This is a genomic window from Streptomyces sp. A1136 (assembly GCF_004795055.1).
GTDB lineage: Bacteria > Actinomycetota > Actinomycetes > Streptomycetales > Streptomycetaceae > Streptomyces.
This window is the reverse complement of record NZ_SSBJ01000021.1, coordinates 89196-109763: the sequence shown is the minus strand read 5'-3', so window position 1 is coordinate 109763 and position 20568 is coordinate 89196. Positions and strand designations below refer to the sequence as shown.

Annotated in this window: 21 protein-coding genes; 3 read left to right on the top strand and 18 right to left on the bottom strand. The window is 69.7% G+C overall.

Going from position 1 to position 20568, the window contains the following annotated elements:
• Window positions 1-36: 36 nt before the first annotated feature.
• From E6R62_RS21430 to E6R62_RS21420, 3 genes are all read left to right on the top strand, one after another.
• The gene (locus E6R62_RS21430) at window positions 37-1233 is read left to right on the top strand and encodes a sensor histidine kinase (protein ID WP_136215124.1); all 1197 of its coding nucleotides are present in this window, start codon (window positions 37-39) and stop codon (window positions 1231-1233) included.
• Window positions 1230-1910: a response regulator transcription factor gene (locus tag E6R62_RS21425; protein ID WP_136215123.1), complete on the top strand. Its 681-nt coding sequence runs from the start codon at window positions 1230-1232 to the stop codon at window positions 1908-1910. Before E6R62_RS21430 ends, E6R62_RS21425 begins: the two co-directional genes overlap by 4 nt.
• A gap of 205 nt (window positions 1911-2115) precedes the next feature.
• Complete coding sequence (locus E6R62_RS21420; RefSeq protein WP_240801803.1) at window positions 2116-3912, top strand: glycosyl hydrolase family 18 protein; 1797 nt, start codon at window positions 2116-2118, stop codon at window positions 3910-3912.
• A 172-nt stretch (window positions 3913-4084) separates the two neighbouring features.
• On the opposite strand, the gene E6R62_RS21415 is transcribed toward E6R62_RS21420, so the two are convergent.
• From E6R62_RS21415 to E6R62_RS21330, 18 genes are all read right to left on the bottom strand, one after another.
• The gene (locus E6R62_RS21415; protein ID WP_136215121.1) at window positions 4085-4531 is read right to left on the bottom strand and encodes a DUF2550 domain-containing protein; all 447 of its coding nucleotides are present in this window, start codon (window positions 4529-4531) and stop codon (window positions 4085-4087) included.
• Between the two features lie 128 nt (window positions 4532-4659).
• Window positions 4660-5034 (bottom strand): F0F1 ATP synthase subunit epsilon, encoded by a 375-nt coding sequence (locus tag E6R62_RS21410; protein ID WP_136215120.1) that lies wholly within the window; start codon window positions 5032-5034, stop codon window positions 4660-4662.
• A 128-nt stretch (window positions 5035-5162) separates the two neighbouring features.
• The gene (gene atpD / locus E6R62_RS21405; protein WP_136215119.1) at window positions 5163-6605 is read right to left on the bottom strand and encodes a F0F1 ATP synthase subunit beta; all 1443 of its coding nucleotides are present in this window, start codon (window positions 6603-6605) and stop codon (window positions 5163-5165) included.
• Window positions 6605-7522 (bottom strand): F0F1 ATP synthase subunit gamma, encoded by a 918-nt coding sequence (locus tag E6R62_RS21400; RefSeq protein ID WP_136215118.1) that lies wholly within the window; start codon window positions 7520-7522, stop codon window positions 6605-6607. Before E6R62_RS21400 ends, atpD begins: the two co-directional genes overlap by 1 nt.
• A gap of 20 nt (window positions 7523-7542) precedes the next feature.
• Window positions 7543-9138 (bottom strand): F0F1 ATP synthase subunit alpha, encoded by a 1596-nt coding sequence (gene atpA / locus E6R62_RS21395; protein WP_136215117.1) that lies wholly within the window; start codon window positions 9136-9138, stop codon window positions 7543-7545.
• 129 nt (window positions 9139-9267) lie between these two features.
• Window positions 9268-10083, bottom strand: a complete 816-nt coding sequence (locus E6R62_RS21390) for a F0F1 ATP synthase subunit delta (protein WP_136215116.1) — start codon at window positions 10081-10083, stop codon at window positions 9268-9270.
• Window positions 10080-10619, bottom strand: coding sequence for a F0F1 ATP synthase subunit B (locus tag E6R62_RS21385; RefSeq protein ID WP_136215115.1), 540 nt, complete (start codon window positions 10617-10619; stop codon window positions 10080-10082). Before E6R62_RS21385 ends, E6R62_RS21390 begins: the two co-directional genes overlap by 4 nt.
• 41 nt (window positions 10620-10660) lie before the next feature.
• Window positions 10661-10888, bottom strand: coding sequence for an ATP synthase F0 subunit C (atpE, locus tag E6R62_RS21380; RefSeq protein ID WP_030386954.1), 228 nt, complete (start codon window positions 10886-10888; stop codon window positions 10661-10663).
• A 79-nt stretch (window positions 10889-10967) separates the two neighbouring features.
• Complete coding sequence (atpB, locus tag E6R62_RS21375) at window positions 10968-11789, bottom strand: F0F1 ATP synthase subunit A (protein WP_136215114.1); 822 nt, start codon at window positions 11787-11789, stop codon at window positions 10968-10970.
• A gap of 225 nt (window positions 11790-12014) precedes the next feature.
• Window positions 12015-12452 (bottom strand): hypothetical protein, encoded by a 438-nt coding sequence (locus tag E6R62_RS21370; protein WP_136215113.1) that lies wholly within the window; start codon window positions 12450-12452, stop codon window positions 12015-12017.
• Window positions 12453-12737: 285 nt separating this feature from the next.
• Entirely contained in the window at window positions 12738-14072 is a 1335-nt protein-coding gene (locus E6R62_RS21365; protein ID WP_206308800.1) for an MraY family glycosyltransferase, read from the bottom strand.
• Window positions 14073-14176: 104 nt separating this feature from the next.
• Entirely contained in the window at window positions 14177-15406 is a 1230-nt protein-coding gene (glyA, locus tag E6R62_RS21360; RefSeq protein WP_136215111.1) for a serine hydroxymethyltransferase, read from the bottom strand.
• A 105-nt stretch (window positions 15407-15511) separates the two neighbouring features.
• On the bottom strand, window positions 15512-16168 hold the full coding sequence (locus E6R62_RS21355; RefSeq protein WP_206308797.1) for a protein-tyrosine-phosphatase: 657 nt from the start codon (window positions 16166-16168) through the stop codon (window positions 15512-15514).
• On the bottom strand, window positions 16165-16812 hold the full coding sequence (locus tag E6R62_RS21350) for an L-threonylcarbamoyladenylate synthase (RefSeq protein WP_136215110.1): 648 nt from the start codon (window positions 16810-16812) through the stop codon (window positions 16165-16167). Before E6R62_RS21350 ends, E6R62_RS21355 begins: the two co-directional genes overlap by 4 nt.
• A 58-nt stretch (window positions 16813-16870) precedes the next feature.
• Window positions 16871-17716, bottom strand: a complete 846-nt coding sequence (gene prmC / locus E6R62_RS21345; RefSeq protein ID WP_136215109.1) for a peptide chain release factor N(5)-glutamine methyltransferase — start codon at window positions 17714-17716, stop codon at window positions 16871-16873.
• 75 nt (window positions 17717-17791) lie between these two features.
• Window positions 17792-18871 carry a peptide chain release factor 1 gene (prfA, locus tag E6R62_RS21340; protein WP_136215108.1) on the bottom strand — a complete coding sequence of 360 codons (1080 nt, stop codon included), beginning with the start codon at window positions 18869-18871 and terminating at the stop codon, window positions 17792-17794.
• A 108-nt stretch (window positions 18872-18979) separates the two neighbouring features.
• Window positions 18980-19198, bottom strand: a complete 219-nt coding sequence (rpmE, locus tag E6R62_RS21335; protein WP_136215107.1) for a 50S ribosomal protein L31 — start codon at window positions 19196-19198, stop codon at window positions 18980-18982.
• A 212-nt stretch (window positions 19199-19410) separates the two neighbouring features.
• Window positions 19411-20520: an LCP family protein gene (locus tag E6R62_RS21330; RefSeq protein WP_136215106.1), complete on the bottom strand. Its 1110-nt coding sequence runs from the start codon at window positions 20518-20520 to the stop codon at window positions 19411-19413.
• Window positions 20521-20568: the final 48 nt, after the last annotated feature.

Below are 20568 nucleotides of genomic sequence, written 5' to 3'. Positions count from 1 at the left end.
CCCGCGGTGACATCCGGGGCGCCGCGGGCGTGTTGGATGGGAAGCGTGACCGCCACGACCTTCCGACCCCACCGCCACGACGTGCTGCTCGCCGTCGTCAGCGTGCTCGTGGGCCTGTTGCTGTGGCTGCTCGGCATCCACAGCAACGGCGACCGGCCCACACCGGACTGGCTGGCCCTGGTCCCCCTGGCGGCCCTGGGCGCGATGGAGCCGCTGCGCCGCACCACCCCCCGGGCGGCACTGGCCGTCGGTACCGTCGGGGTGGTAGCGGACCAGTTCACCGTGGGCAACCTGGGCACGGTCCTGATCTTCACCGACCTGATGTACGCCGCCGTGGTCTACGGCACGCCGGCCTCGGCCCGGCGGCTCCCGATCACCACCGGACTGATCACGATCGCCGTCACGATCGCGTCGGTGGCCTGGCTGCGCACCCCGCAGTCGCTGATGATCGGCGTGCTCACGGGGATCGTGTGCTTCGGCCCGGCCCTGACCGGCGCGACGCTGCGCAACCACCGGGACGCCGCCGAGGCGGCCCGGTTGCGCGCCGAACAGACGGCGCTGCTGGCCGAGATGGACCGCAGCCAGGCCGTGACCGCCGAGCGGGCCCGGATGGCCCGGGAGTTGCACGACATGGTGGCCAACCACCTTTCGGCCATCGCCATCCACTCCACCGCCGCCCTCTCCATCGACTCGGCCGACACCAGCCGCCGGGCGCTCGGGGTGATCCGGGAGAACAGCGTCCAGGGGCTCGCCGAGATGCGCCGGCTGATCGGGCTGCTGCGGGACGCGGGCGCGGAGCAGGAGGCCGCCGCCACGCCCTCCCTCGACGGGCTCGACGCCCTGTTGGGGCAGGCCCGGGCCAACGGCGCGGCGAGCGGGCTGGACTTCGTGCTCCACGACGAACGGACGCCCGGGGAGCCGCTGCCGGCGCCGGTGGAGCTGGCGGCGTACCGGATCGTGCAGGAGTCGCTGACCAACGCGCTCAAGCACGCCGCCCCGGGCGAGGTCACGGTCCGGGTGGGGCGGGCCGGCCCGGCGGGGACGCTGACCGTACGGGTGGACTCGCCGTACGCCGACCGGCCCGACCCCCGCGCCCCCGGCTCCGGCGCGGGGCTGACGGGTATGCGGGAGCGGACGGAGTTGCTGGGCGGGGAGTTCACCGCGGGGCGGACAGGACCGGTGTGGCGCGTGCGGGCGGCGTTGCCCGCCGGAGAGCGGGCGGTGACGGGATGACCGGGCGGGTCGTGCGGGTGTTGGTGGCGGAGGACCAGAGCGCGGTGCGGTCCGGGCTGGTGCTGATCCTGCGCAGCGCGGGGGACATCGAGGTGGTGGGCGAGGCCGCGGACGGGGAGGAGGCGGTCCGGCTGGCCCGGGAACTGCGGCCGGATCTGGTGCTCATGGACGTGCAGATGCCCCGCCTGGACGGGGTCTCGGCGACCCGCCGGGTGGTCGGCGAGGGGCTCGCGGACGTGCTGGTGCTGACCACCTTCGATCTGGACGAGTACGTCTTCGGGGCGCTGCGCGCGGGCGCGGCGGGGTTCCTGTTGAAGAACGCGGAGGCCTCGGAGCTGATCGGGGCGGTACGGACGGTCGCGCGCGGGGAGGGCCTGATCGCCCCGGCGGTGACCCGGCGGCTGATCGCGGAGTTCGCGGCGCCGCGGGCGGTACGGCCGGCCGTACCGCCGGCGAGGGCGGCGGCGGTGGAGTCGCTGACCCGACGCGAGCGCGAGGTGCTGGGGTGTCTGGGCGAGGGCCTGTCGAACGCGGAGATCGCCGGGCGGCTGGAGATGGCGGAGGCGACGGTGAAGACGCACGTCAGCAGGGTGCTGGGCAAGCTGGGGCTGCGCAGCCGGCTGCAAGCGTCCGTACTGGCGCGGGAGTCGGGCCTTCAAGGCCCGACTTCGGCATGAGGTCTGGACCTCTTGACGGTTGGTCCAGACCTTTCTACGCTCACCGGAACTGTGGTGAGCGTGCCATGACAAGCAGGCTCACGGGCGGCGCAGGTCCCACCCCCATGCCGAAGTCGGCCCCGCGACTTCGGCGGACCTACGGAGGACCACCTTGAGCACAGCACCCCCACCCCGTACCCGTCTCTTCAGAAGGCTCGCCGCCGCGGTGGCCGCCTTCGCCCTGCCGGCCGCGGGAATCGTGGCCCTCGCCGGCCCCGCCCAGGCCGCCGGCTCCGCGACCGCCACGTACACGAAGGTCTCCGACTGGGGTTCCGGCTTCGAGGGCAAATGGACGGTGAAGAACACCGGCACCACCACCTTGACCGGCTGGACCGTGGAATGGGACTTCCCCTCGGGCACGACGGTCACCTCCGCCTGGGACGCCACCGTCACGAACTCGGGCACCCACTGGACGGGCAAGAACGTCGGCTGGAACGGCACCCTCTCCCCCGGCGCGACCATCAGCTTCGGGTTCAACGGCGCCGGTCCCGGCTCCCCCGCCGGCTGCAAGGTCAACGGCGCGTCCTGTGACGGCGGGACGACGCCCCCCGCCGACTCCCCGCCGTCGGCCCCCGGCACCCCCACCGCCACCGGGGTCAGCGACACCTCCCTGACCCTCGGCTGGAGCGCCGCCACCGATGACAAGGGCGTCAAGAACTACGACGTCTACCGTGACGGGGCCAAGATCGCCACGGTCACCGGCACCGGCTACACCGACTCCGGCCTCACCAAGGGCACCTCGTACGGCTACACCGTCACGGCCCGTGACACCGCCGACCAGACCGGCCCCTCCTCCGGCGCCCTCTCCGTCACCACGACCGGCGGCGGCACCACGCCCCCGCCCACCGGCAGCAAGGTCAAGCTGGGCTACTTCACCGACTGGGGCATCTACCAGCGCAACTACCAGGTGAAGAACCTCGTCACTTCCGGCACCGCCGCGAAGATCACGCACATCAACTACGCCTTCGGCAACGTCACCGGCGGCAAGTGCGCGATCGGCGACGCCTACGCCGACTACCAGAAGACCTACGACGCCGCGTCGAGTGTCGACGGCACCGCCGACACCTGGGACCAGCCCGTCGCCGGCAACATCAACCAACTGCGCGAGCTGAAGAAGAAGTACCCCGGGATCAAGGTGCTGTGGTCCTTCGGCGGCTGGACCTGGTCCGGCGGCTTCGGCCAGGCCGCCGCCAACCCGGCCGCATTCGCCGACTCCTGCTACAGCCTGGTCGAGGACCCCCGCTGGGCGGACGTCTTCGACGGCATCGACATCGACTGGGAGTACCCGAACGCCTGCGGGCTGTCCTGCGACACCAGCGGCGCCGCCTCCCTCAAGAACCTGCTGTCCGCGCTGCGCGCCAAGTTCGGCGGCAGCAACCTGATCACCGCAGCGATCTCCGCCGACGGTTCCAACGGCGGCAAGCTCGACCTCGCCGACTACGCGGGCGCGGCCCAGTACGTCGACTTCTACAACGTGATGACCTACGACTTCTTCGGCGCCTGGGACGCCAAGGGCCCCACCGCCCCGCACTCCCCGCTCACCTCCTACGCGGGCATCCCGATCGCCGGCTTCAACTCCGAGGCCGCGATCACCAAGCTCAAGGGCAAGGGCATCGCCGGCTCCAAGCTCAACCTCGGCATCGGCTTCTACGGGCGCGGCTGGACCGGCGTCACCCAGGACGCTCCCGGCGGCGCCGCGACCGGCCCCGCCCCCGGGACGTACGAGCAGGGCATCGAGGACTACAAGGTGCTCAAGAGCAGCTGCCCGACGACCGGCACCATCGCCGGCACCGCCTACGCCAAGTGCGGTGGCAACTGGTGGAGCTACGACACCCCCGCCACCATCGCCGGGAAGATGACCTGGGCCAAGCAGCAGGGCCTCAGGGGTGCCTTCTTCTGGGAGTTCAGCGGCGACACGGCGAACGGCGAACTCGCCAACGCCATCCACACCGGTCTCCAGTAACGCCCGCGCGCGGAACCGGTGAAAGACGAAGCCGGGGAGAAGGGTCCGCCCCCTTCTCCCCGGCTTCTCCGTCTTGACGCGTCATTCGCACGGCTCGGCCCCGCAGGGCCTTGCCGGCTTCGCGCCGCCCCCCCAGACTCCGTCCGGGGCCCCCACCCGGCGGGCAGGGAACTCAGGCCACGTTCACCCTCTGGCCGGGAGGCGCCGCCTCCAGCCAGGCCAGGAAGCCGGTCAGCGCGTCCTCGCTCATCGCCAGCTCCAGGCGGGTTCCCCGGTGGGAACAGCCGAGCACGACGGCGTCGGACAGCAGCGCCAGCTCCTCCTCGCCCTCAGGGGCGCGACGGGCCAGCACCTCGATGGAGGAGCGCTCCAGCAACCGGCGCGGCCGCGGGGAGTAGCTGAACACCCGGAACCATTCGATCCGGTCACCGCTGTAGCGGGCGACCCCGTACACCCAACCCTTGCCGGAGACGTCGGGCTCGTCCGCCACGCCCCAGCGCAGGCTGCAGTCGAAGGTCCCGCCGGAGCGCTGGATGAGTCTGCGACGCAGGCCGAAGACGAACAGCCCGATCACCACCAGGGCTACGACCAGGCCGCTCACAAGCAGAGCGAGGAGCATCTTCACCGACCTCCTCGCTCATCGAATACAGCACACGAAAAACTGATCCGCATCGCCTCAGCCGCGACCCGCTCTGGAAAGTTCCAGACCGGACCGCGGCTGAGGACGCACACTATTCGGTAAGGGGCTCAGCGGCCCGTCACCGCGCGCAGCCGGACATCGGCGCGACGCTCGGCGGCCGCTTCGGCGTCCGCCTTCGCGCGCTCCAGTGCCCGCTCCGCCCGCTCGACGTCGATCTCGTCCGCGAGTTCGGCGATCTCGGCCAGCAGGGACAGCTTGTTGTCGGCGAACGAGATGAATCCGCCGTGCACCGCCGCGACGACGGTGTCGCCCGCGCTGGTGCGGATGGTCACCGGGCCCGATTCCAGCACACCGAGAAGCGGCTGGTGATTGGGCATGACGCCGATGTCGCCGGACGTGGTGCGCGCGACAACAAGGGTGGCCTCGCCGGACCAGACGTTGCGGTCCGCCGCGACCAGCTCGACGTGCAGCTCAGCAGCCAAGGTGGCTCCTCGGGTCACCACCCGGCGGGTCGGCCGGGTGTTGGGTCAAATTCTAATGGGCGTGTGGAGAGGGACGGGACGCACCCGCCCCTCTCCGTCAATCAGCTCTGCTCACGGGGAGCGGGGCTTCAGGAGACGCCCAGCTCCTTGGCGTTGGCCTTGAGGTCCTCGATGCCACCGCACATGAAGAACGCCTGCTCGGGGAAGTGGTCGTAGTCACCGTCGCAGATCGCGTTGAACGCGGTGATCGACTCGTCGAGCGGGACGTCCGAACCGTCGACGCCGGTGAACTGCTTGGCGACGTGCGTGTTCTGCGACAGGAAGCGCTCGACGCGACGGGCACGGTGGACAACGAGCTTGTCCTCCTCGCCCAGCTCGTCGATACCGAGGATCGCGATGATGTCCTGGAGGTCCTTGTACTTCTGCAGGATCCCCTTGACACGCATGGCGGCCGCGTAGTGGTCCGCCGCGATGTACCGCGGGTCGAGGATGCGGGACGTCGAGTCCAGCGGGTCCACGGCCGGGTAGATGCCCTTCTCGGAGATCGGACGGGAGAGAACCGTCGTCGCGTCGAGGTGGGCGAAGGTGGTGGCCGGCGCCGGGTCGGTCAGGTCGTCCGCGGGGACGTAGATCGCCTGCATCGAGGTGATCGAGTGACCGCGGGTCGAGGTGATGCGCTCCTGCAGCAGACCCATCTCGTCAGCCAGGTTCGGCTGGTAACCCACCGCGGACGGCATGCGGCCGAGCAGCGTGGAGACCTCGGAACCCGCCTGGGTGTAACGGAAGATGTTGTCGATGAAGAAGAGCACGTCCTGCTTCTGCACATCGCGGAAGTACTCCGCCATGGTCAGACCGGCGAGCGCGACGCGCAGACGGGTGCCCGGGGGCTCGTCCATCTGGCCGAAGACGAGCGCCGTCTTGTCGATGACGCCCGAGTCGCCCATTTCCTCGATGAGGTCGTTGCCCTCGCGGGTACGCTCACCGACGCCCGCGAAGACCGACACACCGTCGTGGTTGTTGGCGACGCGGTAGATCATTTCCTGGATCAGAACGGTCTTGCCGACACCGGCACCACCGAACAGACCGATCTTTCCACCCTTGACGTACGGGGTGAGGAGGTCGATGACCTTGACGCCGGTCTCGAACATCTCGGTCTTCGATTCGAGCTCGTCGAAGCTCGGCGCCTTGCGGTGGATCGGCCAGCGCTCGGTGACCTCGGCGTTCGTCTCCGGGTAGTTCAGCACCTCACCCAGGGTGTTGAAAACCTTGCCCTTGGTGAAGTCGCCGACCGGGACGGTGATGCCCTCGCCCGTGTCGGTGACCGGGGCCTGGCGGACCAGACCGTCGGTGGGCTGCATGGAGATCGTGCGGACCAGGCCGTCACCCAGGTGCTGGGCGACTTCCAGGGTCAGCGTCTTCAGCTTGCCGTCCTCGGCCGGGTCGGCGACCTGGACCTTGAGGGCGTTGTAGATCTCGGGCATGGCGTCGACGGGGAACTCCACGTCGACGACCGGGCCGATGACCCGGGCGACGCGGCCCGTGGCGGCGGCCGTCTCAACAGTGGTCGTCATTACTTGTCACTCCCCGCGGTCGCGTCAGCCATGGCGCTCGCGCCACCGACGATCTCGCTGATTTCCTGGGTGATTTCGGCCTGGCGGGCCGCGTTGGCAAGCCGGGAGAGGCTCTTGATGAGGTCCCCGGCGTTGTCGGTGGCCGACTTCATCGCGCGGCGGCGGGCGGCGTGCTCGGAAGCGGCCGACTGCAGCAGTGCGTTGTAGATGCGGCTCTCGACGTATCGCGGCAGAAGGGCGTCGAGGACGTCCTCCGCCGACGGCTCGAACTCGAACAGCGGAAGGATCTCGCCCTTCGTGCCGGTCTCCTCCGCAGCCTGGTCGAGGCTGAGCGGCAGCATCCGGCCGTCCACGGCGTTCTGCGTCATCATCGACACGAATTCCGTGTAGACGATGTGCAGCTCGTCCACGCCGCCCTCGGCCGTCTCCGTCTGGATGGCCTCGATCAGCGGCGCGGCGACGCGCTTGGCGTCCGCGTAAGCCGGGCTGTCGGTGAAGCCGGTCCACGAGTCCGCGATCTCGCGTTCGCGGAAGCCGTAGTAGGCGACACCCTTGCGGCCGACGATGTAGGCGTCGACGTCCTTGCCCTCTGCGCGCAGCCGCTCGGTGAGCCGGTCCGCCTGCTTGATGGCGTTCGAGGAGTAGCCGCCGGCCAGACCGCGGTCGCTCGTGATGAGCAGGACCGCGGCGCGGGTCGGCGCCTCGACCTCGGTGGTCAGGGCGTGCTTGGTGTTCGAACCGGTCGCCACCGCGGTCACCGCACGGGTGAGCTCGGTCGCGTACGGCATCGATGCCGCCACCTTGCGCTGCGCCTTGACGATGCGCGAGGCGGCGATCATCTCCATCGCCTTGGTGATCTTCTTGGTCGCCGTGACGGCACGGATGCGACGCTTGTAGACCCGGAGCTGCGCTCCCATGAGTCAGGTCCCTTCCGTCGTCACTTGGAGACGTTGACGGCCGGAGCGTCCTCGCCCAGGAGCTTGCCGTCAGACGTCTCGAACTGCTGCTTGAAGGCAGCGATGGCGTCCGCGATCGACGTCAGGGTGTCGTCCGACATCTTGCCGCCCTCGGCGATCGAGGTGAGGAGGTCCTTGCGCTCGCGGCGCAGGTGCTCCAGCAGCTCGGACTCGAAGCGGCGGATGTCGGCGACCGGGACGTCGTCCATCTTGCCGGTGGTACCGGCCCAGACGGAGACGACCTGCTCCTCGACGGGCATCGGCTGGTACTGGCCCTGCTTCAGCAGCTCGACCATGCGCTTGCCGCGCTCCAGCGAAGCCTTCGACGCGGCGTCCAGGTCGGAACCGAAGGCGGCGAACGCCTCCAGCTCGCGGTACTGGGCGAGGTCGACACGCAGACGGCCGGAAACCTGCTTCATGGCCTTGTGCTGCGCGGAACCACCGACGCGGGAGACCGAGATACCGACGTTCAGCGCCGGGCGCTGGCCCGCGTTGAACAGGTCGGACTCCAGGAAGCACTGGCCGTCGGTGATGGAGATGACGTTGGTCGGGATGAACGCCGACACGTCGTTCGCCTTGGTCTCGACGATCGGCAGACCGGTCATCGAACCGGCGCCCATCTCGTCGGAGAGCTTCGCGCAACGCTCCAGCAGACGCGAGTGCAGGTAGAAGACGTCACCCGGGTAGGCCTCACGGCCCGGCGGGCGGCGCAGCAGCAGCGAGACGGCGCGGTAGGCGTCGGCCTGCTTCGACAGGTCGTCGAAGATGATCAGGACGTGCTTGCCGGCGTACATCCAGTGCTGGCCGATGGCGGAACCGGTGTACGGCGCCAGGTACTTGAAGCCGGCCGGGTCGGACGCCGGGGCGGCGACGATCGTCGTGTACTCGAGCGCGCCGGCCTCTTCCAGGGCGCCGCGAACGGACGCGATGGTCGAGCCCTTCTGGCCGATGGCGACGTAGATGCAGCGGACCTGCTTGTTCACGTCGCCCGAGCGCCAGTTGTCGCGCTGGTTGATGATCGTGTCGACGGCAAGAGCGGTCTTGCCGGTCTGACGGTCACCGATGATCAGCTGACGCTGGCCACGGCCGATCGGCACCATGGCGTCGACGGCCTTGTAGCCGGTCTGCATGGGCTCGTGCACCGACTTACGGACCATGACGCCCGGGGCCTGCAGCTCGAGGGCGCGGCGGCCCTCGGTCGCGATCTCGCCGAGGCCGTCGATCGGGTTGCCGAGCGGGTCGACAACACGGCCGAGGTAGCCCTCGCCGACACCTACGGAGAGAACCTCACCGGTGCGTCGCACCGGCTGGCCCTCTTCGATGCCGTTGAATTCGCCGAGGACGATCGCACCGATCTCGCGCTCCTCGAGGTTGAGGGCGAGACCGAGGGTGCCGTCCTCGAACTTCAGCAGCTCGTTCGCCATGGCGGAGGGCAGACCCTCCACCTTCGCGATGCCGTCGCCGGCAACGCTGACCGTTCCGACCTCCTCGCGCGAGGCCGCGTCCGGCTGGTACGACTGGACAAAGTTCTCCAGTGCGTCCCGGATCTCCTCCGGCCGGATCGTGAGCTCCGCCATCTGGGTTCCCTGCTCTCCTTGTTGGGCCTGAAGCTTCTTTGGGGTCTGGGGGCGACCCCCAGGAATCTTCTGCAAGTTCTGCACGGCCCAACCGGGCCGCTAGGAATGCTTTGTTCTATTGGTGGCTGGTCAGCCGGCCATGCGGCGGGACGCCTCTGCGAGGCGGTCCGCGATGGTGCCGTCGATGACCTCTCCGCCGACCCGCACCGAGATCCCGCCGAGGACCGTGGGGTCCACGTCGAGGTTCAGGTGCATCTGGCGGCCGTACAGCCTGGCCAGCACCGCGCCGAGACGCTGCTTCTGCACGTCACTGAGCGGAACCGCGCTGGTCACGGTGGCGACCATACGGTTGCGGCGCTCCGCGGCGAGCGTGGAAAGGGACTCGAGTCCCGCTTCCAGGCTACGTCCACGCGGGTGCGTGACGAGACGGATGACCAGACGCTCGGTGACCGGGTTCACCTTGCCGCCGAGCAGCCTGCGCAGCAGCTCGCTCTTGGCGGAGGCGGTGGCCGCACGGTCGGTCAGCGCGGAACGCAGCGCGGTGTTCGACGAGACGATCCGGCCGAACCGGAACACCTCGTCCTCGACGTCGTCGAGTGCGCCCGCCTGCTGCGCCGCCGTGAGGTCGGCGGTGGCCGCCAGTTCCTCAAGCGAGTCGACCAGGTCACGCGACTGCGACCAGCGGGACCGCGCCATGCCGGACAGCAGGTCGAGGGTTTCCCCGCTCACCTGGCTTCCCAACAGGCGGCCCACCAGCTCGGCCTTTGCCTCGGCGGCCTGCGCCGGGTCCGTGATGACCCGGCGCAGCGAGACCTCACGGTCGAGCAGCGCGGTGACGGAGGCCAGCTCGCCCGCGAGCTTCGCAGCCTCGACGGACGTGCTGTCCATCAACGCGTCGAGACGCTCACGCGCGGAGGCCAGCGCCTCGCGGCTCGCTCCGTTCATCGGACGGCCTCGGCCTTCTCCTCAAGCTCGCTGAGGAAACGGTCGATCGTGCGGCTCTGCCGGGCGTGGTCCTCAAGGGACTCGCCGACGAGCTTTCCGGCCAGGTCGGTGGCGAGCTTGCCCACGTCCTGGCGGAGCGCCTGAGAGGCAGCCTTGCGGTCGGCCGCGATCTGGGCGTGGCCGGCAGCGATGATCTCCTCACGCTGCCGCTGGCCCTCTGCGCGCAGTTCTTCCTTGAGCGCAGTGCCCTGCTCCAGCGCTTCCTGGCGCAGGCGCGCGGCCTCGTGCCGGGCTTCGGCGAGCTGGGCCTTGTACTGCTCCAGCACGCTCTGGGCCTCGGTCTGAGCGGCCTCAGCCTTCTCGATACCGCCCTCGATGGCCTCGCGACGCTCGTCCAGAACCTTGTTGATGTTCGGGAGGAGCTTCTTCGCGAGGAAGCCGAAGACGATGACGAAGGCGATCAGACCGATGACGAGCTCGGGGATCGGCGGAACGAGCGGGTTTTCCGTCTCGGCCGCGAGAACCAGGAGGTTCACATCAGTGCCTTTCGTCTAATCGGACTAGTGGTCGCGGTTCGTCAGCTGTAGACGAACGGCATGACCAGACCGATGAGGGCGAGCGCCTCACAGAAGGCGAAGCCGAGGATCTGGTTGGCGCGGATCAGACCGGCAGCTTCGGGCTGACGGGCGAGAGCCTGCGTGCCGTTACCGAAGATGATGCCGACGCCGACGCCGGGGCCGATGGCCGCGAGACCGTAACCAACGGAGCTGAGGGAGCCGGTGACGGCGGCAAGGGTCTGGGACATGCCAGTTCTTCCTTCTCTTTCACGGACCGGTGGGGGTTGGCCACCGGACGAAATGGGGGCTGAGCGGGGCGGGCCTGGCTCAGTGGTGCTCGGCGAGCGCGCCCTGGATGAAGCTGCAGGCCAGGAGGACGAAGACGTACGCCTGGACGGCCTGGATGAAGAGTTCGAAGGCCGTCATCACGATGACCATGATGAACGAGACGCCCGCGTAGGCGATCCCGATGCCGTTCAGCAGGTACCAGCTGGCGATGGTGAACAGCAGCAGCAGGGTGTGACCCGCGAACATGTTCGCGAACAGTCGGACCGCGTGGGTGAAGGGGCGCACCAGGACGTTCGAGAAGAACTCGATGACCATGACCAGCGGAAGAACGCCACCCAGGCTCTTGTCGTAGCCCGTCAGGTTCTTGAGGCCGCCGACGAAGCCGTGACGCTTGAACGTCACCGACATCCAGATGAAGTAGACGATCGCCGCGAGAACTGCCGGGAACGCGATGATCGAGGTCACCGGGAACTGGGCCAGCGGAATGATCGACCAGAGGTTCAGCATCCAGACGAAGAAGAACGTCGCGACCATGAAGGGGACGTACTTCTCGCCCTCCTTCTTTCCGAGCGTCTCGTAGACGATGCCGCGGCGCACGAAGTCGTAGCCGGATTCGGCGACCATCTGGAGCTTGCCCGGGACGACCTTCGGCTTGCGGAAGGCGGCCCAGAAGAACCCGACGATGATGATGCTGCCCAGGAGCGCCAGCAGCATCGGCTTGTTGAAGTACAGGTTGCTGTCGGCGTCGCCCCACAGCGGCTCGAAGAGGAACGAGTGCAGGCCCGGGCCGGGGAAGCCACATCCGTCGAAGATGTGACAGTCGGTCTCGAAGGCGAGCACCTGCGTCGGGTCAGGACTCACCGCGGGCTCCTTCAGCGTGGCGCATGGGTACGGCAACCTCGTTGTGTCGGCGCGGCGCGAAGCCGCGGTTCGGCACTGGACTGGTGTTACGGATGTGGGGGCGGCGGTCAGGCATCGCGCCTCGCGATGGAACAGGCGTCAGCTCGGATGCCCGCGCCCGCAGTGCCGCAGTTTGAACCGGACGATAGCAGCATCTCGAACGCACACTTATCCCGGCCCTACCCCTCACGGCTTCGACCCCGGATTTCCGGGCTTGTCGCCCTTCGCGGACTCGGGTTCGACGTAAAGAATCTTGGCCTTCATGTGGGCCCGCGTCTGCGCGCCGATCCACACGAGGGTGGTGGCGACGAGCGTGATCGCGAATGCCCGGGGGTGGAACAACGTCGTGTGCTTGAACACGGCGAGAAAAACGAAGAGCAGCAGGATCTGGGCCGCGTACAGCATGAGGCCCATCGCCTGGAACAGGTGCGGCAGGGATTTCGCCGTGCGCTGGAGAACCAGGAATCCGAGGCCCATGAAGACGATCACCAGCAGCGTCGCGACGACGGCACCGATCGCACCCTTGCCGCCGACGACGACACCGCTGATCGCGGCGGCTACAGCGCCGGCGACAGCCGTGGGTACGGCGGTTTGCAACAGGGATCGGACGTCATCTGACCGCATGGCGGTTTGCTCCGCGTGGTGGTGGGGGCACGGACTCGTACGGGACTCGTACGGGGACGAGCGTAAGCCCGGTCCGAGGAAGCACCTCGGGCCAATGGACCGTCGCACTACGGTCCTTCGGCTCTGTCGCCGGGTTTAGTGAACGGTATCACAAAGTATTTGATGAGAGCTTTACCCGAGGAGTGTGCTGACTGTCACACATGAGGGCTAACGCGCCCGTGTGTGCAGGACAAGCGAGCGTCTTGTCTGGTAAAGGGCGTTCATGTCGGACATGCGCTCGGGGCGTCAGCGAGACGATCCGGCCTTACGCCGGTCGGGGAAGCGCGAACGGGGGCCAAGGGCGGTCGCCCCGTTGACGCCGGCGACACCGGCCGCGATCGGCCGGGCCGGTTCGGGCTCCGTTCCCGAGGCGTGCGAGGCGGCCGCCTCCGCCGCCCGTTCCGCGTGCCGGTAGCGCGGCGGGACCAGCGCCTGCGCCCAACGCGGGGCGCGCGGGGTGAAGCGCGGCAGGAGGAGCAGGACCAGGCCCAGGGCACTCAGTCCCGCGATGCCGAGCACGATCCACATCGAGGTCGAGTGGACCGAGTAGGCCACCGCCCCGAAGGCGATCAGGCCCGACCAGAAATACATGATCAGCACGGCGCGGCTGTGGGAGTGCCCGAGTTCCAGCAGCCGGTGGTGCAGGTGCCCGCGGTCGGCCGCGAAGGGCGACTGCCCGTTCCAGGTGCGCCGGACGATGGCCAGGAACAGGTCCGCCATCGGGATCGCGATGATCGTCAGCGGCAGCACCAGCGGGATGAAGACCGGCAGCATCGCGTGCGTCGCGTTGCGCTCACCGCCCGCGAAGAGGGCCAATGTGTCCGGGTCCACCTGCCCGGTGATGGAGATCGCGCCGGCGGCCAGCACCAGACCGATCAGCATCGACCCCGAGTCGCCCATGAAGATCCGGGCGGGATGCATGTTGTGCGGCAGGAAGCCCAGGCACATGCCCATCAGGATGGCGGCGAACAGGGTCGCGGGCGCCGCCGATTCGATCCCGTAGCCGAACCAGATCCGGTACGCGTACAGGAAGAACGCCGCGGCGGCGATGCAGACCGTGCCGGCGGCCAGGCCGTCGAGGCCGTCCACGAAGTTCACCGCGTTGATGGTGAGCACCACCAGCGCCACGGTCAGCAGGTTGCCCTGCCAGGGGGTGACCGAGACCGTGCCGATGAAGGGCACCGGGATCCACAGGATCGTCAGGCCCTGGATGACCATCACGCCGGCGGCGATCATCTGGGCGCCGAGCTTGATCAGGGCGTCGATCTCGAACTTGTCGTCCAGCACGCCGATCAGCCAGATCAGCGCGGCGCCGGAGAGCAGGGCCCGTGGCTCGTTCGAGCCCGTGAAGACCCCGCTCAGGTTCTTGAGGTGGTCGGCCACCAGCAGCCCCGCGCACAGACCGCCGAACATCGCGATCCCGCCCAGCCGGGGAGTCGGTTCCCGGTGCACGTCACGGGCGCGGATCTCCGGCATGGCCCCGACCGCGATCGCGAACTTCCGCACGGGCCCGGTCAGCAGGTAGGTCACCGCAACCGTGACGCAAAGCGTCAGCAGATATTCACGCACTGGCAGCCCCAGATGTATCGCCGGCCATCTCAGCCCCACACATTAGCCGCGATGTCACCGCTACCGAGGACGCGCGGGGTCCCCGCCCCGGTTGCGGTACGCCCCACTCGTCCCTGTTAGGCCGCATAAGGAGGAAAGTCGCCGGCCAGCTCGCCGACCGCGGCCCGGGTCCGCGTCCCCTCCCCGCGCAGCGCCGCCGCGAACAGCGCGGCGATCCGCAGCATCTCCGCCTCCCCCATGCCCTGGGTGGTCACCGCCGCGGTGCCGAAGCGGATTCCGCGCTGGTCCCCGTACGGCAGGGCGCAGGTGTCCAACACGATGCCGGCGGCCGCGAGCCGACCCCGGGCGGTGAGGCCGTCGATGCCGAGGGGGGCGGGGTCGGCGCAGATGAGGTGGGTGTCGGTGCCGCCGGTCGTGACGGCCAGACCGGCGGACTCCAGCGCCTCGGCCAGGGTCCGGGCGTTGGCGACGACCCGGTGGGCGTACGTGGTGAACGCGGTCCCCGCCGCCTCGCCGAAGGCCACGGCCTTCGCGGCGATCGTGTGCATCTGGGCGCCGCCCTGGGTGAAGGGGAACACCGCCCGGTCGACGCGTTCGGCCAGCTCCGCGGTGCACAGGAGCATGCCGCCGCGCGGGCCCCGCAGCACCTTGTGCGTGGTCGCGCAGACGATGTCCGCGTACGGGACGGGGCTGGGGGCCGCCCCGCCGGCCACCAGCCCGATCGGGTGCGCGGCGTCGGCGATCAGGTACGCCCCCACCTCGTCGGCGATCTCCCGGAAGACGGAGTACTCGGGGTGGCGGGGGTAGCAGATCGAGCCGCAGACGATGGCCTTGGGCCGGTGCGCGCGGGCCAGTTCCTGTACCTGCTCGTAGTCGATCAGGCCCGTCTCGGCGTCGACGCCGTATCCGACGAAGGAGAACCAGCGGCCGGAGAAGTTCGCGGGAGAGCCGTGGGTGAGGTGTCCGCCGTAGGGGAGCCCCATGGCGAGCACCGTGTCGCCCGGGCGCAGCAGCGCGGCGTACGCGGCCAGCACCGAGGAGGAGCCGGAGTGCGGCTGTACGTTGGCGTGCTCGGCGCCGAACAGCGCCATGGCCCGCTCGACCGCGACGCGTTCGGCGAGATCGGCGTACTCGCAACCGCCGTGGTGGCGCGCTCCGGGGTAGCCCTCGGCGTACTTGTTGGCGAACGCGGAGCCGAGGGCGGCGAGCACGGCGGGCGAGCAGAAGTTCTCGGCCGCGATCAGTTGCAGGGAACCGGCCTGCCGCTGGGCCTCCCCCGCGAGCACGTCGGCCATCTTCGGGTCCTGCTGCCGCAGCAGGTCCGTGGGCGGGGTGATGACGCTCATGGCGCGGCTCCCAGTGCTGTCCCGGATAGGGCCACTGTAGGCCCGCCTCCGCGATCCCGCCCCCGGGCCGCCGCGTCGGCCGCCGAGCGTGGGGGCCGCCGGGTCTCAGCGGGAGGCCGTGACGCCCGTCAGGGCCGTCACCACGGGGTCCAGCGCCTGGTTGATCTCGTCGCCGATGGAACGGAAGAAGGTGATCGGCGCCCCGTACGGGTCGTACACCTCGTCGGCGTCCGCGGACGGCGCCAGCAGCCATCCGCGCAGCGCGGCGGCCGCCCGTACCAGGGCCCGCGCGCGCTCCGCCATGCCGTCGTCCAGCGGCGGCAGCGTGGCCGGGTCTATCGCCCGCACCAGGCGCGTGAACTCCTTGAGCGTGAAGGTCCGCAGTCCCGCCGAGTGGCCCATCGAGATGACCTGCGCGCGGTGGTCCCGGGTCGCCGTGAGCACCAGGTCGGCCCGGATGACGTGCTCGTCCAGCAGTTCCCGCCCCGTGAAGCCGGAGGCGTCCGCGCCGAAGTCCGCCAGGACGGCGGCCGCGTTGGCCTCCATCGGGGCCCCCTCGTGGCCCCAGGTGCCGGCGCTCTCCACGATGAGTTCCCCGGCCACCAGCCCGCCGAGCCGGTGCGACAGGGCGTGCCGCGTCAGCCGCTCGGTGATGGGCGAGCGGCACACGTTCCCGGTGCTGACGTGGAGTATGCGGAAGCGGTCTCCCCCAGCCTCCGCCGGAAGACGCCCCGTTGCTATGCCACGCCCCTGAGGGCTCACGGGGCCACCTCGAGGTCGGGTACGACCTCCCGCAGCTGCTCGGCGGTCAGTGCCCCCGCGCGCAGCAGGAGGGGAACCTTCCCCGTGACGTCGACGATCGAGGAGGGCTGGATGCCCGGGGTCGGGCCTCCGTCCAGGTACACCGACACCGAGTCGCCGAGCATCGCGCGGGCCGCGTCGCAGTCCTCCGGCGCCGGGTGCCCGGTCAGGTTCGCCGAGGACACGGCCATCGGGCCGACCTCGGTCAGCAGCTCGATCGCCACGGGGTGCAGGGGCATGCGTACGGCGACGGTCCCGCGGGTCTCCCCCAGGTCCCAGGCCAGCGAGGGCTGGTGCTTGGCGACGAGCGTCAGCGCGCCCGGCCAGAACGCGTCGACCAGCTCCCACGCCTGCTCGGAGAAGTCCGTGACCAGGCCGTGCAGGGTGTTCGGGGAGCCGATGAGGACGGGGGTGGGCATGTTGCGGCCCCGGCCCTTGGCCGCGAGCAGGTCACCGACCGCCTCCGCGCTGAAGGCGTCCGCGCCGATCCCGTACAGGGTGTCGGTGGGCAGCACGACGAGTTCGCCGCGGCGCACTGCGGATGCGGCTTCGCGCAGGCCCGTCTTGCGGTCCGTGGCGTCATTGCAGTCGTATCGCCGGGCCATCAGCGGGCCTCCTCAAGCAGCGGGGTGGTGACGTTGTCCGGGAGTGGGGTCGCGCCGGTCACGGCATGGCCTTGCGGGCGGTCGCGAAGCGCGGGCGGTTGTTGAGGTCGGGGTGGTCGGCGGCGTCGGCCCAGCCCCGCTCCTCGGCGAAGATCCACGGCACCTGGCCGCCTTGCGTGTCGGCGTGCTCGATGACGACGATCCCGCCGGGCCTCAGCAGCCGGTGGGCGGTGCGTTCGATGCCCCGGATGGTGTCCAGGCCGTCCTCGCCGGAGAACAGCGCCATCTCGGGGTCGTGGTCACGGGCCTCGGGGGCCACGTACTCCCACTCGGTGAGCGGGATGTACGGCGGATTGGAGATCACGAGGTCCACCTGGCCGTCCAGCTCGGGCAGCGCGCCGAGCGCGTCGCCCTGGTGGACGGTGACCCGGGAGCCCTCGGCGTTCTTGCGGGTCCACCGCAGGGCTTCCTCGGACAGCTCGACCGCGTGGACGCGCGAGCGCGGGACCTCCTGCGCCATGGCCAGCGCGATGGCGCCGGAGCCCGTGCAGAGGTCGACGATCAGCGGCTCGACCACGTCCATGGCCCGGACGGCGTGTATGGCCCAGTCCACGACCGATTCCGTCTCGGGCCGGGGCACGAACACCCCGGGACCGACCTGGAGCTCCAGGTACCGGAAGAAGGCGCGCCCGGTGATGTGCTGGAGCGGCTCGCGCGCCTCCCGGCGGGCGACGGCCTCCCAGTAGCGGGCGTCGAAGTCCGCGTCCTTGACGTGGTGCAGTTCCCCCCGCTTGACGCCGTGCACGAAGGCGGCGAGCTCCTCCGCGTCGAAGCGCGGTGAGGGCACGCCGGCGGCGGCCAGCCGCTGGGTGGCCTGGGCCACCTCGGCAAGCAGCAAGTTCACGCTGGTCCTCCGGGCTGCTGTCGTACGGGGGTGGAGCGGGGGGTCAGGCGGGCGCCGCGGTCACACGGTCGCGGTTCAGTGCGCGGCCGCGAGCTTGGCGGCGGAGTCGGTGTCGACGCAGGCCTGGATGACCGCGTCGAGGTCTCCGTCGAGCACCTGGTCCAAGTTGTACGCCTTGAAGCCGGTCCGGTGGTCCGAGATCCGGTTTTCCGGGTAGTTGTACGTGCGGATCTTCTCGGACCGGTCCACGGAGCGCACCTGGCTGCGGCGCACGTCCGAGGCCTCCTGCTCGGCGGCTTCCTGGGCCGCGGCCAGCAGCCTGGAGCGCAGGATGCGCATCGCCTGCTCCTTGTTCTGGAGCTGGCTCTTCTCGTTCTGGCAGGAGGCGACCACACCGGTGGGGATGTGCGTGATGCGCACAGCCGAGTCGGTGGTGTTGACGGACTGGCCGCCGGGGCCGGAGGAGCGGTACACGTCGATGCGCAGGTCGTTCATGTTGATCTCGACCTCGACCTCCTCGGCCTCCGGGGTGACGAGCACGCCGGCGGCGGAGGTGTGAATGCGGCCCTGCGACTCGGTGGCCGGAACCCGCTGGACGCGGTGCACGCCGCCCTCGTACTTCAGGCGGGCCCAGACGCCCTGGCCGGGCTCGGTGGCGCCGTTGCCGCCCTTGGTGCGGACGGAGACCTGGACATCCTTGTAGCCGCCGAGTTCGGACTCGGTGGCGTCGATGATCTCGGTCTTCCAGCCCACGCGCTCGGCGTAGCGCAGGTACATGCGCAGCAGGTCGCCGGCGAACAGGGCGGACTCGTCGCCGCCCGCGCCCGCCTTGACCTCCAGGAGCACGTCCTTGTCGTCGCTGGGGTCGCGCGGGACGAGCAGCAGGCGGAGCTTCTCGGTGAGCTCTTCGCGCTGGGCGGCCAGTTCCTTGGCCTCGGCGGCGAAGTCGGGGTCGTCGGCCGCGAACTCCTTGGCCGTCTCGATGTCCTCGGCGGTCTGCTTCCAGGCGCGGAAGGTCGCGACGATCGGGGTCAGCTCCGCGTAGCGCTTGTTGAGCTTGCGCGCGTTGGCCTGATCCGAGTGGACCGAAGGGTCGGCGAGCTTCTTCTCAAGGTCGGCGTGCTCGCCGACCAGTTCCTCGACCGCCTCGAACATCGGGGGCTCCTGTGGTGAAAGTGAAGAAAGGGCTGCGGGACGAGAAAGGCGCCGGGCCCGGCTGCCCGCGGTGAAGCGGTGCAGCCGGAATCCGGCGCCGGAGGCTCGCTACTTCGAGCCGGCAGCCTTGCCGAAGCGGGCCTCGAAGCGGGCCACACGGCCACCGGTGTCGAGGATCTTCTGCTTGCCCGTGTAGAACGGGTGGCACTCGGAGCAGACCTCGGCACGGATGGTGCCGTCGGTCAGGGTGCTACGGGTGGTGAACGACGCGCCACAGGTGCAGCTGACCTGGGTCTCGACGTACTCGGGGTGAACATCGCGCTTCAAGGTGTCTCCTAGATTCGGGAGGGCGCCGGGTCGCAGGGGCCGAATTGCGCGCTGCGTGAACCGGGGCCGACAGACCAGTCTGCCAGGACCGGGCCGCCTGTCAAAATTCTGAGGACACCCCCCTCAACGGGGAGGTGCCGGCATCTATTCCGCGCGGCGGGGAAACTTCCGCGGCCGGCGTTTTCGAGGGTCCGGCCGCTCGGCCCGAGGCACTACTGCTGCTGGACGATGCCGCCGGCGGTGCCCTTGTTCCCCATGGAGTTCGCCGTCGCCTCGGCCGGGATCGGCTGGTCCGCGAGCAGGGCGTCCCAGACCATCTTGGACTCCTTGGCGAGCGGGGCGACGCGGTCGTGGTCGAGGGCGTCCACGGTCACCGGCATGGTGATCATCTGGAGGTTCTGGGCGTCGATGCCGCGCAGGCTCTGGGCGAAGCCCAGGAGGGACTTCACGTCACCGAGCTGCTTGTCGGTGGTGAGCGCCTTGGTGCCGGTGTCGGCGAGGTCGAGCAGCCGCTTGGGGTTGTCGAAGACGCCGATTCCCTTGACCTGCTTGATCAGCGCCTTCATGAAGGCCTGCTGGAGCTGTATTCGGCCGAGGTCGCTGCCGTCGCCGACGCTCTTGCGGGTGCGGACGAGGCCGAGGGCCTGTTCACCGTTGAGTTTGTTGGGGCCCGCGGGCAGGTCGAGGTGGCTGGAACCGTCCTTGATCGGCTTGGTGGTGGTCACCTGGACGCCGCCGAGGTTGTCGATGATCTTCTTGAAGCCCGTGAAGTCGACCTCGATGTAGTGATCCATGCGGATCCCCGACATCTTCTCGACGGTCTTGACCGCGCAGGCGGCCCCGCCGATGGTGAACGACTCGTTGAACTGGGAGCGCCTGCTGCCCCGGTCCGTCTTCCCGTCCGTCGTCTGGCAGGCGGGGCGGTTGACCATCGTGTCGCGCGGGATGGATATGACGCTCGCCTTGTGGTGGCCGTCGTAGAGGTGGACGATCATCGCCGTGTCCGAGCGGGCGGACCCGCCGTCGTCGCGGCCGTACTCGGAGTTCGCCCCGCCGCGGGAGTCCGAGCCGAGGACGAGGATGTCCATCGAGCCGTTGTCGACGTTCTGCGGGCGGTCCTTGCCGAGCGCCGCGTCGATGTCGACGGTCTTCAGGTTCCCGTTGAACTTGAAGTAGAAGTAGCCCACGCCCGCGCCGCCCAGCAGCACCACGCCGGCGGCCGTCCACGCGACGACGGTGAGGCCCTTACGGCGCTTGGGCGCTTTTCTCCGGCGCCGGCTGCCCGCGGCGCGGCGGCCGCGGCCCCTGGTGTCCTCGCTCATGCTCTCCTCGGTCCCCGGCCCGCTCCCGCGACCCGTTCGGCCTGTCTG